This is a genomic window from Cellulosimicrobium sp. 22598, assembly GCF_052044445.1.
GTDB classification, from domain to species: Bacteria; Actinomycetota; Actinomycetes; order Actinomycetales; family Cellulomonadaceae; genus Cellulosimicrobium; species Cellulosimicrobium cellulans_G.
The window spans coordinates 38846-52836 of record NZ_JBQEMZ010000006.1; the positions used below are offsets into that span (position 1 = coordinate 38846).

13 protein-coding genes are annotated in these 13991 nt (G+C 74.2%); 4 read left to right on the forward strand and 9 right to left on the reverse strand.

Translation table 11 applies throughout. The features are described 5' to 3' along the window. Nucleotides 1–54: 54 nt before the first annotated feature. Nucleotides 55–615, reverse strand: coding sequence for a Rieske (2Fe-2S) protein (locus ACTJIY_RS08075; protein WP_440674208.1), 561 nt, complete (start codon nucleotides 613–615; stop codon nucleotides 55–57). A 148-nt stretch (nucleotides 616–763) separates the two neighbouring features. Between ACTJIY_RS08075 and ACTJIY_RS08080 the strand changes: the two genes are divergently transcribed. The 3 genes from ACTJIY_RS08080 (at nucleotide 764) to ACTJIY_RS08090 (ending at nucleotide 4959) form a co-directional block, all read left to right on the forward strand. Next, nucleotides 764–1195: a hypothetical protein gene (locus ACTJIY_RS08080; RefSeq protein WP_353709453.1), complete on the forward strand. Its 432-nt coding sequence runs from the start codon at nucleotides 764–766 to the stop codon at nucleotides 1193–1195. 118 nt (nucleotides 1196–1313) lie between these two features. Continuing rightward, a complete protein-coding gene (adhP, locus tag ACTJIY_RS08085) occupies nucleotides 1314–2345 on the forward strand; it encodes an alcohol dehydrogenase AdhP (RefSeq protein WP_353709454.1) in 1032 nt (343 codons plus the stop codon). A 349-nt stretch (nucleotides 2346–2694) separates the two neighbouring features. Next, nucleotides 2695–4959, forward strand: coding sequence for a RecQ family ATP-dependent DNA helicase (locus ACTJIY_RS08090; protein ID WP_440674233.1), 2265 nt, complete (start codon nucleotides 2695–2697; stop codon nucleotides 4957–4959). A 16-nt stretch (nucleotides 4960–4975) separates the two neighbouring features. On the opposite strand, the gene ACTJIY_RS08095 is transcribed toward ACTJIY_RS08090, so the two are convergent. After that, nucleotides 4976–5455 carry a GNAT family N-acetyltransferase gene (locus ACTJIY_RS08095; protein WP_353709455.1) on the reverse strand — a complete coding sequence of 160 codons (480 nt, stop codon included), beginning with the start codon at nucleotides 5453–5455 and terminating at the stop codon, nucleotides 4976–4978. Continuing rightward, entirely contained in the window at nucleotides 5452–6777 is a 1326-nt protein-coding gene (gene hisD / locus ACTJIY_RS08100; protein ID WP_440674207.1) for a histidinol dehydrogenase, read from the reverse strand. Before hisD ends, ACTJIY_RS08095 begins: the two co-directional genes overlap by 4 nt. 119 nt (nucleotides 6778–6896) lie before the next feature. Here hisD and ACTJIY_RS08105 point away from each other — a divergent pair, with 119 nt between their 5' ends. Then, nucleotides 6897–7133 carry an RNA-binding S4 domain-containing protein gene (locus ACTJIY_RS08105; RefSeq protein WP_253051382.1) on the forward strand — a complete coding sequence of 79 codons (237 nt, stop codon included), beginning with the start codon at nucleotides 6897–6899 and terminating at the stop codon, nucleotides 7131–7133. A 7-nt stretch (nucleotides 7134–7140) separates the two neighbouring features. Here ACTJIY_RS08105 and ACTJIY_RS08110 read toward each other — a convergent pair whose 3' ends face one another. The 6 genes from ACTJIY_RS08110 to ACTJIY_RS08135 all read right to left on the reverse strand — a co-directional run bounded on the left by ACTJIY_RS08110 (nucleotide 7141) and on the right by ACTJIY_RS08135 (nucleotide 13948). Further along, nucleotides 7141–7545 (reverse strand): pyridoxamine 5'-phosphate oxidase family protein, encoded by a 405-nt coding sequence (locus ACTJIY_RS08110; RefSeq protein ID WP_253051381.1) that lies wholly within the window; start codon nucleotides 7543–7545, stop codon nucleotides 7141–7143. Nucleotides 7546–7595: 50 nt separating this feature from the next. Next, entirely contained in the window at nucleotides 7596–8108 is a 513-nt protein-coding gene (locus tag ACTJIY_RS08115) for an NUDIX hydrolase (protein WP_253051380.1), read from the reverse strand. Nucleotides 8109–8113: 5 nt separating this feature from the next. Then, on the reverse strand, nucleotides 8114–11650 hold the full coding sequence (gene dnaE, locus ACTJIY_RS08120) for a DNA polymerase III subunit alpha (protein ID WP_253051379.1): 3537 nt from the start codon (nucleotides 11648–11650) through the stop codon (nucleotides 8114–8116). A gap of 122 nt (nucleotides 11651–11772) precedes the next feature. Then, nucleotides 11773–12306: a GNAT family N-acetyltransferase gene (locus ACTJIY_RS08125; RefSeq protein WP_440674206.1), complete on the reverse strand. Its 534-nt coding sequence runs from the start codon at nucleotides 12304–12306 to the stop codon at nucleotides 11773–11775. Continuing rightward, nucleotides 12303–13235 carry an RluA family pseudouridine synthase gene (locus tag ACTJIY_RS08130; RefSeq protein WP_253051377.1) on the reverse strand — a complete coding sequence of 311 codons (933 nt, stop codon included), beginning with the start codon at nucleotides 13233–13235 and terminating at the stop codon, nucleotides 12303–12305. The genes ACTJIY_RS08125 and ACTJIY_RS08130 overlap by 4 nt, the downstream gene beginning before the upstream one ends. Beyond that, entirely contained in the window at nucleotides 13232–13948 is a 717-nt protein-coding gene (locus ACTJIY_RS08135; protein WP_440674205.1) for a signal peptidase II, read from the reverse strand. The genes ACTJIY_RS08130 and ACTJIY_RS08135 overlap by 4 nt, the downstream gene beginning before the upstream one ends. Nucleotides 13949–13991 lie beyond the last annotated feature (43 nt).

Sequence of the window (13991 nt, forward strand, 5' to 3'; positions counted from 1 at the left end):
CGTGGCCGGGCTCGCGCCGACCTCGCGCCCGGCGCGCGGTCGCCGGCCGCCACGTCAGGCGGACGTGACCTCGCCGCCGTCGACCGTCACGGGCACCTCGGGCAGGGGCGCGGGTGCCGGCCCGCCGAGCACGGCGCCGGTCGCGAGGTCGTAGCGGGACGCGTGGCACGGGCACAGGAGCTCGCCGTCCCCGGGCGCGACCGTGCAGCCCTGGTGGGTGCAGATCGCGCTGAAGGCCGCGAACGTCCCCTCCTCGGGCTGCGTGACGAGGAGCGGGGCGCCCGCGACGGTGACCGCGAGCGCACCGCCGACCGGGACGTCGTCGGTGCTGGCGAGCGCCTGTCCGGGCTCGACGACGGCCTCGCCCCTGCCGGAGCCGTCGTCGCCGCTCGTCGCCCCGTCCTGCGTCCCCGACGGCTCGCCGCCGCACGCGGCGAGGAGGGCGAGCGCGGCGCCCGCGCCGGACCCGGCGAGGACGACGCGCCGCGTCGGCGTCGCCGCGTGGGGGACACGCGGCAGCGGGGCCGAACCCCGGTCCGGGCCACGGGCCGGAGCCCTCGTGCTCCGGTCGGGTCCGGCGCCGTGCGCGGCGTCTGCGCGGTGCGGTGCGTCCATGTCCGGCCTCCCTGCACGGTGCCTGCACGGCGGACCCCTCGACCCGCCCCGGCCGCCCGGCGCGCGCGACGACGTCGGCGGCGGTTCCATTGAAGCACCGGGGCGCGCGGGCCCGCGCCCCGACCGCCCACGAGCGGAGGAGACGACGATGTCCGTGACCACGGGGCCGCCCACGCCGCCCGTCCGGGAGGGCCGCGCGCTCGGCGCGTGGGTCCTGCGCGGCCTGACCGCCGCCGGGCTGCTGCTCTCGGCCGACGTCCACCTCGCCCTGTTCGTCGAGGGGTACCGCGACATCGACGTGGTCGGTCCGCTCTTCGCGCTCAACGCGGTCGCGGGACTGGTCCTCGGCCTCCTCGTGCTCGTGTGGCGGCACTGGCTCCCGCTCCTCGGCGCGGTCGGGTTCGGGGCGCTCACCCTCGCCGCGTTCTACCTGTCGACGACCGTGGGGTTCTTCGGCGTGAACGAGACGGTGGGCGGGACGCAGCAGGTGCTCGCCGCGGTGAGCGAGTGGGTCGTCGTGGTGGCGGGGACTCTCGCCCTCGTCGTGGAGAGGCGAAGGTCACGAGCCGCACGGCCCTGAGTCGTCGATACCGCCGCTCACCGCGCCGGCCCTCCCCGGCGCGCGTAGCGTCGAGGACGAGGCAGGACCGCCGGCACGGTCCGGCCGCCACTCTCCCCGAGGATCCGAGGTGATCGTCATGCCCACCATGCGTGCCGCCGTCGTCCACTCCTTCACGGACCCGCTGCGCGTCGACGAGGTCGAGGTCCCCACCCCCGGACCGCACGAGGCCCTCGTCAAGGTCGACTACACCGGCGTGTGCCACACGGACCTGCACGCCGCGCACGGCGACTGGCCGGTGAAGCCCTCGCCCCCGTTCGTGCCCGGACACGAGGGCGTCGGCACGGTCGTCGCGGTGGGCGACCAGGTGACCCGCGTCCGGGTCGGCGACACGGTCGGCAACGCCTGGCTCTGGAGCGCGTGCGGCGAGTGCGAGTACTGCGAGACGGGCTGGGAGACGCTGTGCCCGCACCAGAAGAACGGCGGCTACTCGGTCGACGGCTCGTTCGGCCAGTACATGCTCGTCGACTCGCGCTACTGCCCGGTGGTCCCGGACGGGGTCGACCTGTCCGCCGTGGGGCCGATCCTGTGCGCGGGCGTCACCGTCTACAAGGGCCTCAAGGTCACGGACACCCAGCCCGGCGAGTGGGTGCTGGTCTCCGGGATCGGCGGGCTCGGGCACATCGCGGTGCAGTACGCCGTCGCGATGGGCCGCCGCGTCGCCGCGGTGGACGTGGACGACGAGAAGCTCGCCCTCGCGCGCAAGCACGGCGCGGAGGTCACGGTCAACGCCGCGACGTCGCCCGACGCCGCCGCCGAGATCCAGGAGCAGACGGGCGGCGGCGTCCACGGCGCGCTGGTCACCGCCGTCAACGCGCACGCGTTCCCCCAGGCCGTGGGAGCGCTGCGCCGCGGCGGCACGGTCTCGCTCGTCGGGCTCCCGCCGGAGAAGTTCCCCCTCGACATCTTCACGACCGTCCTCTTCGGGCTGACCGTGCGCGGGTCGATCGTCGGGACGCGCAAGGACATGGCGGAGGCGCTCGACTTCTTCGCCCGCGGGAAGATCAGCCCGACGTACACGGTGCGCCCGCTCGACGACGTCAACGCGATCTTCTCCGAGATGGAGGAGGGCAGGATCGACGGTCGCGTGGTCATGGACATGCGCTCCTGACGTCCCACGCGCTCGGCTCCCGCGGCCCGCGACCCCGTCCCCGGGGTCCGCGGGCCGCGGCCTGTGCACGACGACCCGAGGGTCGGCGGGTGCGCCTACGATCGTGCGGGTGAGCCCCACCGACCCGTACGCCGACCTGCCCTTCGACCCGGCCGACGCGCCGCCGCTCGACGAGCCCGCCGACCCGTACGGCGACCCCTGGGCGGAGGCCGCGCCGTCGGGGCCCGGCCCGGACCCGGCGCCGGCGCCGGCGCCGCGCGTGGCGGTACCGGACGGCACCGACGTCCCGACCCGTGCGTCCTCCCCCGCGCCCGACGGCGGGGAGGCCGCCAAGCGGGCCAAGCTCGCCATGCTGCGGGGCCTGCTCGACGGCCAGTCGCTGCGCGAGGACGCCGAGACGGCGCTGCGCGCGCTCGTGGGGCGCGACGACGCGGCGCTGCGCGAGGACCAGTGGCGCGCGATCGAGGCGCTCGTGGCGTTCCGGCGTCGTGCGCTCGTCGTGCAGCGCACCGGGTGGGGCAAGTCCGCGGTGTACTTCGTGGCCACGCGCCTGCTGCGCGACCGCGGCGCCGGGCCGACCGTCATCGTCTCCCCGCTCCTGGCGCTCATGCGCGACCAGATCTCGGCCGCGGCGCGGGCGGGCATCAAGGCCGTCACCATCAACTCCGCCAACGTCACCGAGTGGGACGACGTGCACCGGGCCATCGCCGCCGGCGAGGTCGACGTGCTGCTCTGCTCGCCCGAGCGGCTCAACAACCCGGGCTTCCGCGACGAGGTGCTCCCCCGGCTCGCGGCCGACGCCGGCCTCGTCGTCATCGACGAGGCGCACTGCATCTCGGACTGGGGCCACGACTTCCGGCCCGACTACCGCCGCATCCGCACGCTCCTCGCCGACCTGCCGCCCGGCATCCCCGTGCTCGCGACGACGGCGACGGCGAACGCGCGCGTGACGGCGGACGTCGCCGAGCAGCTCGGCGTGACCGCGGCGCACGCGTCCGGCGCGGCCGCCGGAGCCGGCGAGGCGGGCCACGAGGACGTGCTCGTCCTGCGCGGCGGGCTGGACCGCGAGTCGCTGCACCTCGCCGTCCTGCGCCTGCCCGACCAGCCCACGCGCGTCGCGTGGCTCGTCGAGGCGCTGCAGGACGTCGACGGGTCGGGCATCGTCTACTGCCTCACCGTCTCCGCGGCCGAGCAGGTCGCGAGCCAGCTCCGCGCGGCGGGGCTCGCCGTCGCCTCGTACACGGGCCAGACCGACCCGGCCGAGCGCGAGCGCCTGGAGGAGGACCTCAAGGAGAACCGGGTCAAGGCGCTCGTGGCGACCTCGGCGCTCGGGATGGGCTTCGACAAGCCCGACCTCGCGTTCGTCGTCCACCTCGGTGCGCCGAGCTCGCCCATCGCCTACTACCAGCAGGTCGGGCGTGCGGGCCGCGGCGTGGACTCCGCCGTCGTCGTGCTGCTGCCCGGCGAGGAGGACCGGCGCATCTGGGAGTGGTTCGCCTCGACCGCGTTCCCGCCGCAGTCCCAGGTCCGCGCGACGCTCGACGCCCTGAGCACCGGAGGGACCCAGTCGGTCGCGCAGCTCGAGACGCAGGTCGACCTCAAGCGCTCGCGCCTCGAGGGCATGCTCAAGGTGCTCGACGTCGACGGCGCCGTCCGGCGCGTCAAGGGCGGCTGGGAGGCCACGGGGCGGCCGTGGACGTACGACGCGGAGCGGTACGAGCGCGTCGACGCCACGCGCACCGCCGAGCAGCAGGCGATGCTCGACTACGAGGCGACCGACGGGTGCCGCATGGCGTTCCTGCGTGCCGCGCTCGACGACCCGGAGCTCGAGGACGGGTGGCGCTGCGGGCGCTGCGACACGTGCGGCGGCGTGACGCTGCCCGCGCTCCCGGACGCCGAGGCCGTCGCCGCCGCGCGCGCCGACATGGACCGCCCGGGGGTGGAGGTCGTGGCACGCCGCCAGTGGCCGAGCGGCATGGACCGCCTGGGCCTCGACCTGCGCGGTCGCCTCGGCGCGGACGAGCTCGCGGAGACCGGGCGGGCCGTCGCGCGGCTCGACGGGCTCGGCTGGTCGGCGCCGCTGCGCGAGCTCTTCGCCCCCGGGACGCTCGACGGCGACACGCCCGTCGCGCTCCGGCGCGCGGCCGCGCGGGTGCTCGACGACTGGGCGGAGCTCTACGAGGCCGCCGCTGCGCCGGAGGCGGAGACCGGGCCCGGCGAGGGCGCCGAACCCGGCACCACGGCTCCCGCTGGACGCCGGCTCCTCGTGGACGGCGTCGTCGCGGTCCGCTCGGCGACGCGACCGCGGCTCACGTTCCACCTCGCGAACGGGCTCGCGAGCTACCTCGGCAAGCCGCTCATCGGCGCCGTCGGGCCGGTCCCGGGCCGCGAGGAGCCGGGCCGGCACGACGTGAACTCCGCGACCCGGCTCGCGGGGGTCGCCGGCCGCCTGCAGCTCGAGCTGTCGGACGCCGCGCGGGCGGGGCTCGCCGGTCGCCGCGTGCTCCTCGTCGACGACTACACCGAGTCGGGCTGGACCCTCACCGTCGCGGCGCGCCTGCTGCGCCAGGCGGGCGCCACCGCCGTGCACCCCTTCGTCCTGGGGGTCCGCTGACGGCCCCGCGAGCGCATCACCACCGCAGGCGCAGCTCCGTGTACGTCGTGTCGACGAAGCCGAGCCCGCGGTACAGGGACTCGCCGTCGGGCGTGGCGTGCAGGGAGACCGAGTCCGCACCGTTCGCGCGCGCCCAGTCGAGGGCCGCGACGACGCACGCGCGCGCGTAGCCCTGGCCCCTCGCCCCGGGCACGGTGCAGACGTTCGACACGTGCGCCGTCGTGCCGTGCGGGTTCCGCGCGGACGGCACCGACCGGTGCAGCTCGACGAGGGCGCACGCCGCGACCTGGTCGGGCGCGTCGACGACGAAGGCGACGACGTCCTCCGAGCCGAGCCTGCGGGCGAACCACTCCCTCGCCCGGCGCTGCCAGGCGCCGTCCTCGGCGTCCGACTCCCCCATCGCGCGCATGAGGTGCACGCGCAGGGCGACGAGGTCGTCGGCATCGCGCGGGACCGCGCGCCGCACCGGCACGCGGTGCTCGCGCGCGGCCGTCACAGGAACCGCGCCCGCACCGCCTCGCCGTGGGCCGGGAGGTCCTCGTCGTTCGCGACGGCGACGATCCGGTCCGCCAGCTCCTCCAGGGCGTCACGGTCGTACTCGACGACCTGGACCGCCTTGACGTAGCTGTGCACCCCGAGGCCGCTCGAGAAGTGCGCGCAGCCGCCGGTCGGCAGCACGTGGTTGGACCCGGCCATGTAGTCGCCGAGCGAGACGGGCGACCAGGGGCCGACGAAGATCGCACCCGCGCTCGTGACCCGCTCGGCCAGCGCTGCCGCGCCGTCCGCCTGGATCTCGAGGTGCTCCGCGCCGTAGGCGTCGACCACCTGCAGACCGTGCTCGAGGTCGTCGACGAGCACGATCGCGGACTGCGGACCGGCGAGCGCCTGCGCGACGCGCGCGGCGTGCTTCGTCGCCGTCACGAGGTCCGCGAGGCGCGCCTCGACCGCGGCGGCCAGCTCGACGGACGGCGTGACGAGGACGGCCGCCGCGAGCGGGTCGTGCTCGGCCTGGCTGATGAGGTCGGCCGCGACGTGGCCCGGGTCGGCGGTGCCGTCCGCGAGGATCGCGATCTCGGTGGGGCCCGCCTCCGCGTCGATGCCGACGACGCCGCGCACGAGCCGCTTGGCCGCGGCCACGAACACGTTGCCGGGGCCCGTCACCACGTCGACCGGCTCGCACAGCACGTCCCCGTCCTGCGGCTCGCTGCCCGCGGCGCCGTAGGCGAACATCGCGACCGCCTGCGCACCGCCCACCGCGTAGACCTCGTCGACCCCGAGCAGCGCGCAGGCCGCGAGGATCGTCGGGTGCGGCAGGCCGCCGTTCTCCTTCTGGGGCGGCGACGCGACCGCGAGGCTGCGGACGCCCGCCTCCTGCGCCGCGACGACGTTCATCACCACCGACGACGGGTAGACCGCGAGGCCGCCGGGAGCGTAGAGCCCGACGCGCCGCACCGGCACCCAGCGCTGGCGGACCTGCGCCCCGGGCGCGATCTCGACCGTGAAGTCCTGCGGGCGCTGCGCGGCGTGCACGAGCCGCACACGACGGATCGCCTCCTCCAGGCCTGACCGGACGTCGAGGTCGAGGCCCGCGAGCGCGTCGGCGAGCGCGTCGGCCGGGACGCGCAGGTGCTCGGGGCGCACGCCGTCGAACCGCTCGGCGTACTCGCGCAGCGCGTCCGCGCCGCGCTCCCGGACCGCCTCGATGATCGGGGCGACCCGATGCGCCGCGTCCTCGACGCCGAGCTCTGCGCGCGGCAGGGTCTCGACGAGCTCGCGGGCGGACAGGGAACGTCCTCGAAGATCGATGCGGGTGATCATGGGGTCGAGTCTAGGAGCCCGCGCGCCGCCGCGACGAGGCGTTTCGTCCACCGGTCGTCCGGTGCCGGCCTCGTCGCCACGGGGTCGTGGCGGTGCCCGCGGGCGGGGACAATGGATCCATGAGCTCCCCCGACGACGCCCGCCCGGTCGAGATCTCCGACGACGTGATCCGCCTCGGCCAGTTCCTCAAGCTCGCCGGCCTCGCCGAGTCCGGCGCCGAGGCGCGCGAGCTCGTCACGGAGGGCGAGGTCCGCGTCAACGGGGAGGTCGACACGCGCCGCGGCCGCCAGCTCCACCGTGGCGACGTCGTCTCGGTCGACCACCCCCAGGGGACCGAGAGCGCGATCGTCGCCTGAGCGACCGTCAGGCCATGTAGGTCGAGGCCATCACCTTGTCGGGCGTGAGGCGGAGGACGACGCGCTCGGGGTTGTGGTCGAGCGGGCGGTACCGACGGGCGTAGCGCGCGACGGCGTCCGCCACCTCGTCCTCGTCCTCGACGACCTCGATCGTGCCCTCGAGCGTGATCCACCGGCCGCCCTCGACCTGGCACACCGCGGCACGCGGGGCGCCCCCGTCGGCGCCCGGCAGGCGCGCGTTGCGGGCCTTGACCGACGCGCGGTTCGTCGTGATGCGCAGCACGCCCGCGTCGGGGTCCCACGTGAAGGCGACGGGGACGACGTGCGGCGTGCCGTCGGCGCGCAGCGTGGTGAGGGTCGCCAGGTGGCGTTCGGTGACGAAGACGAGCTGTTCGGGGTTGAGGCGCATCACGGCGTCGAGCCTACGGGTTCCGGCGCCGACGCTCCCCGCGCCCGCGCGCGTCAGGCGTCGAACCCGAAGGTCATGACCACCGGCACCGTGCCCGCCCGCAGGGCGCGCAGGACGTGCAGCTCGTGCGGGACGACCGGGTCGGGCAGGGCGTCCAGCGCGAACCACCGCAGGTCGGCCGCCTTGTCCTGCTCCTGGAGCGTCGGCTCGCCGGACCAGGCCGCGGTCGCGAAGAAGAAGTCGGCGCGCTGCTCGAGCGCCGGCCCGCCCGGCTCGCCGCGGTGCAGGGCGGTGAGCGGACGCAGGTCGGCGGGGTCGATCTCGACCCCCAGCTCCTCGCGCGCCTCGCGCACCGCCGCCGCGACGACCGACTCGCCCGCCTCGACGTGCCCGGCCGCGGCCGCGGCCCAGAACCCGTCCCGGTAGCCGGTGCCCTGCCGGAGCTGGAGCAGCACCGCGTCGCCGCGCCGCAGCAGCACGTAGGCCGCCGGCACGACCCGGAACCGGTGCGACGCCGAGCCGTCGTCCCACGACGCGCGTCCGGGACCGTCGACCGCCTCGGTCATCCGCGTCAGCCGACCAGGCACGACGGCCCGAGCAGGGCCTTGAGGTCGCCGAACAGCGCCGGTGACTTCTCGACGCGCAGCCCGTCCCCCGCGCGCACGACCGTCGTCTTGCCGGGTTCCAGGACCTGGACGTGGACCTCGGCCGAGCCGGGGTGCGTCGCGAGCACCTCGCGCAGCCGCACGATGATCGGCTCCACGCAGCGCGTGTGGGACACCTTCACGGCGAGCGGCGACTCCGCCCCCACGGTGATGTCGGGCAGCGACACCTCCATCGCCTGGAGCTGCATCGTGTCGTCGCGACGGCGCACCCGCCCGCGCAGCACGACGACCTGGTCCTCGGCGAGGATCGTCGAGTAGGCGAGGTAGGTCTCGCCGAAGAACATGACCTCCACGGCACCCTCGAGGTCCTCGATGGTCACCGCCGCCCACGGGTTGCCGTTCTTGCTCATCTTGCGCTGGAGCGACGTGACCAGGCCCGCGATCACCACCGTCGACCCGTCCGGCCGCCCCTCGTCGGCGAGCAGGTTCGCGATGCCGGTGTCCGCGGCCCGCGTGAGCACGTGCTCCAGGCCGGAGAGCGGGTGGTCGGACACGTAGAGACCGAGCATCTCGCGCTCGAACGCGAGCCGCTGCTTCTTGTCCCAGTCCGGCAGGTCGGGCACGTCGACGGAGAACGACATGCCGTCCTCGGCGTCGCCGCCGAAGTCGGCGAACAGGTCGAACTGCCCCTCGGCCTCCTTGCGCTTGACGCTGATGACCGAGTCGACCGCCTGCTCGTGCACGACGAGCAGCGCGCGCCGGGGGTGACCGAGCGAGTCGAACGCGCCCGCCTTGATGAGCGACTCGATGGTGCGCTTGTTGCAGACGACGGCCGGCACCTTGTCGAGGAAGTCGGTGAACGACGTGAACGCGCCCTTCTCCTCGCGCGTGCGGATGATCGCGTCGACGACGTTCGCGCCGACGTTGCGCACGCCCGTGAGGCCGAAGCGGATGTCGTTGCCGACGGCCGTGAACTTGGCCGCGGAGTCGTTCACGTCGGGCGGCAGCACCGTGATGTGCATGCGCCGGCACTCGTTGAGGTACAGGGCGAGCTTGTCCTTGTCGTCCCGCACGCTCTGCAGGAGCGCCGCCATGTACTCGGTCGGGTAGTTCGCCTTGAGGAAGGCCGTCCAGTAGGCGACGAGGCCGTAGCCCGCGGAGTGCGCCTTGTTGAACGCGTAACCCGCGAACGGGACCAGCGTGTCCCAGACCGCCTGGATCGCGCCGTCGGAGTACCCGCGCTCGCGGCAGCCCGCCTGGAAGGGCACGAACTCCTTGTCGAGGATCTCCTTCTTCTTCTTGCCCATCGCGCGCCGGAGCAGGTCGGCCTGGCCGAGCGAGTACCCGGCGAGGATCTGCGCGGCGCGCTGCACCTGCTCCTGGTAGACGATGAGCCCGTAGGTCTCGTCCAGGATCTCCGCGAGCGGCTTCTCGAGCTCCGGGTGGATCGGCTCGATCTTCTGCAGGCCGTTCTTGCGCAGCGCGTAGTTCGTGTGCGAGTTCATGCCCATGGGGCCCGGGCGGTACAGCGCGATGACGGCCGAGAGGTCGTCGAACTTGTCCGGCTTCATCTGCCGCAGCAGCGCGCGCATCGGCCCGCCGTCGAGCTGGAACACGCCGAGGGTGTCACCGCGCGCCAGCAGGTCGTAGGACGCCTTGTCGTCGAGCGCGAGCGACTCGATCTCGATCGGGTCCTTGCCGTTCATCTCGATGTTCTCGAGCGCGTCGTCGAGGATCGTGAGGTTGCGCAGCCCCAGGAAGTCCATCTTGATGAGCCCGAGGCCCTCGGACGTCGGGTAGTCGAACTGCGTGATGACCGCGCCGTCCTGCGGGCGGCGCATGATCGGGATGATGTCGATGAGCGGGTCGCTCGACATGATGACGCCCGCGGCGTGCACGCCCCACTGCCGCTTCAGGCCCTCGATGCCGCGCGCGAGCTCGACGACGCGCTGCGCCTCGGGGTCCGTGTCGTGGAGCTGACGGAACTCCGCCGCCTCGGGGTACCGCTCGTGCTTCGGGTCGAAGATCCCGGACAGCGGGATGTCCTTGCCCATGACCGCGGGCGGCATCGCCTTCGTGAGCTTCTCGCCCATCGCGAAGGGGAAGCCCAGGAGGCGCGCCGAGTCCTTGAGCGCCTGCTTGGCCTTGATCGTGCCGTACGTGACGATCTGGGCGACGCGGTCGTCCCCGTACTTCTCCGTGACGTACCGGATGACCTCCCCGCGCCGACGCTCGTCGAAGTCGACGTCGACGTCGGGCATCGACACGCGCTCGGGGTTGAGGAACCGCTCGAAGATCAGGCCGTGCTCGAGCGGGTCGAGCTCGGTGATCCCCATGAGGTAGGAGGCCATCGACCCGGCCGCCGAGCCACGGCCCGGCCCGACCCGGATCCCCTGCTCCTTGGCCCAGTTGATGAAGTCGGCGACCACGAGGAAGTACCCCGGGAAGCCCATCTGGATGATGACCTCGGTCTCGTACTGCGCCTGCTTGCGCGACGCGTCCGGGATCCCGTTCGGGTACCGCCGGTGCAGCCCGCGCTCGATCTCCTTGACGAACCAGCTCGTCTCGTCCTCGCCGTCGGGGACGGGGAACCGCGGCATGTAGTTCGCCGAGGTGTCGAACGACACCTCGCACTGCTCGGCGATGAGCAGGGTGTTGTCGCACGCCTCGGGCAGCTCGGCGAACACCCGGCGCATCTCCGCCGCCGACTTCACGTAGTAGCCGGTGCCGTCGAACTTGAACCGGTCCGGGTCGTCGAGCGTCGACCCCGAGTTGATCGCGAGCAGGGCCTCCTGGCTCGACGCGTCCTCCTCGCGGACGTAGTGGAGGTCGTTCGTCGCGACGAGCGGCGCGCCGATCGTCTCCGCGAGCCGCAGCAGGTCCTGCGTGACCCGGGTCTCGATGTCGAGACCGTGGTCCATGAGCTCGACGTAGAAGTTCTCGCGGCCGAACACGTCCTGGAGCTCGCCCGCGGTCCGCACGGCCTCGTCCCACTGGCCGAGGCGCAGGCGCGTCTGGATCTCCCCCGACGGGCAGCCGCTCGTCGCGACGAGGCCCTTGCCGTAGGTCTGGAGCAGGTCCCGGTCCATGCGGGGCCACTTGCCCATCTGCCCCTCCAGCGACGCCAGCGAGGACGCCCGGAACAGGTTGTGCAGTCCCTCGTTGTCCTTGGCGAGGAGCGTCATGTGCGTGTACGCGCCGCGCGCCGAGACGTCGTCGGCCTCCTGCCCCTGCTGGCCGAACCGCACGCGCGTCTGGTCGAACCGGCTCGTCCCCGGCGTGATGTACGCCTCGACGCCGATGATCGGCTTGATGCCCTTCGCCTGCGCGCGCGACCAGAACTCGAACGCCCCGAACACGTAGCCGTGGTCCGTGGTCGCGATGGCCTTCTGCCCGAGCCGCTCGACCTCGTCGAACAGGTCCCCGATCCGCGCCGCGCCGTCCAGCATCGAGTACTCGGTGTGGACGTGGAGGTGGACGAAGTCCTCAGCGGCGGTCGGCATGCACCGATCCTAAGTCGCCCCACCCACGCGCCCGGGCACCGTCGGCGGTCTCCGGCGTGCCGCGTCGCACACTCCTCGCCGGGGCCCCGGACGAGGGGTCGGGCACGCCGGTCGCCGACGCGTCAGGCGTCGGTCGAGAGGGTCTTCGCGGCGTCGCGGTGGTCGATCCCCGCGTCGAGGTAGACGGGTCCCGAGACGGTGTAGCCGAGCCGTTCGTAGAAGCCGATCGCCTGGACCTGGGCGGAGAGCAGGACGCGCACGAGGCGCCGCCCGTCGGTCCCCGGCGTCGCGTGCTCGGCGAGCGCGATCCCCTCCAGCGCGCGCATCACCGCGGTGCCCGCGCCGGTGCCGCGTGCGGCCGCGGACACCGCGACCCGCCCGACGTGGACCTCGCCCGGGTGCGCCGGGTCGGTCAGCAGCCGCCCCGTCCCGACGACCAGGTCCTCCTGCTCGCGGTCGCGCACGAGGACGTGCGTCGTCGTCGGCGCGGTGTCGAGGTCGTCGATCTCCTCTTCGACGGGGACGCCCTGCTCGTCGACGAAGACCGCGAGCCGCAGCGCGTGCGCCGCGGCCAGCCCGGCGTCGTCGACCACGCGCTCGACGGCCAGCCGACCGGCCCCGGCCGTCTCGGCACCCGCGGCTGCCCTCGAGCTCACGCGTACGCCCCGCGCAGCACCTCGAGCGCGTGCGCGAGGTCGTCCGGGTACGCGCTCGTCAGCTCGAGCCACTGCCCGGTCGTCGGGTGCTCGAACCCGAGGCGCACGGCGTGGAGCCACTGTCGTGCCAGGGCGACGCGCGAGGCGAGCACCGGGTCGGCACCGTAGGTGAGGTCGCCGACGCACGGGTGGCGCAGCGCGGAGAAGTGCACGCGGATCTGGTGCGTGCGCCCGGTCTCGAGGTGCACCTCGACGAGCGACGCCGCGGGCAGCATCTCCAGGACCTCGTAGTGCGTGACCGACGGCTTGCCCTCCGCGGTGACGGCGAACTTCCAGTCGGCGCTGGGGTGGCGACCGATGGGCGCGTCGATCGTCCCGGTGGTCGGCTCGGGGTGCCCCTGGACGAGCGCGTGGTAGACCTTCTCGACCGTGCGCTCCTTGAAGGCACGCTTGAGCGCCGTGTACGCGACCTCGCTCTTCGCGACGACCATGAGGCCCGAGGTCCCGACGTCGAGCCGGTGCACGATGCCCTGACGCTCGGCCGCGCCCGACGTGGAGATCCGGTAGCCCGCGGCGGCGAGCGCGCCGACGACGGTCGGGCCGGTCCAGCCGGGCGACGGGTGCGCGGCCACGCCCACGGGCTTGTCGACGACCACGACGTCGTCGTCGTCGTAGACGATGCCCATCCCCGGCACGGGCTCGGCGACGACCTCGACCGCCGCCGGGGCGGCGTCGGGCACGTCGACCTCGAGCCACGCTCCCGGGACGAGCCGGTCGGACTTGCCGACCTCGCGGCCGTCGAGGCGGACCGCACCGTCCGCGGCGAGCTCCGCCGCCCGCGTGCGGGAGAGACCGAGGAGACGTGCCAGCCCGGCGTCGACCCGCTCGCCCGCGAGCCCGTCCGGGACCGGGAGGGAGCGCAGGCTCACCGCTCCTCCTCGCCCTCGGCGTGCACCGTCGTCGGGCCGGTCTCGGCCGCCGCCCCGGCGTCCGGCTCGGGCGCCTCGTCGCCACCGTGACGCGTCCCGTCCAGCCCGATGCCGAGGACCGAGAGCACGGCGATCATCACCGCGGCGGCCACGATCGCGATGTCCGCGACGTTGCCCACGAACCAGTTCGCGTAGGCGATGAAGTCGACGACGTGCCCGCGGGCGAAGCCCGGCTCGCGGAAGAACCGGTCCACGAGGTTCCCCAGCGCTCCGCCGAGCAGCAGCCCGAGGGCGACGGCCCACGCGCGGGAGCCGATCCGGCTCACCATGCGCACGATGACGACCACCACGGCCACGACGACGATCGTCAGGACCCAGGTCATCCCCGTCGCGATGGAGAGCGCCGCACCGGGGTTGTAGATGAGCCGGAGCCCCAGCAGGGACCCGAGGAGCGGGATCGTGTCGTCGCCGACCGTGAGGCTGGACTCCGCCCACCACTTGGTGAGCTGGTCGAGCACCAGGACGAGTGCGGCGAGGACGACCGTCCAGACCACGAGGACGCGCCGCGGCCCGCGGCCGGGGGTGCCGGCCTCGGGACCGGACGGGACGCTGGTCTCGGTGCTCGTCTCGGTGCCGGTCTCGGTGCCGGGCGCACCGCCGGGATCGGGGGCGTCGGCGGGTTCGGTGGGCTCGGGGAGCGCGGAGGTGGACATCGGCGGCAAGTCTGCCACGTCGGCCACGACCTCTGCGCGGGCC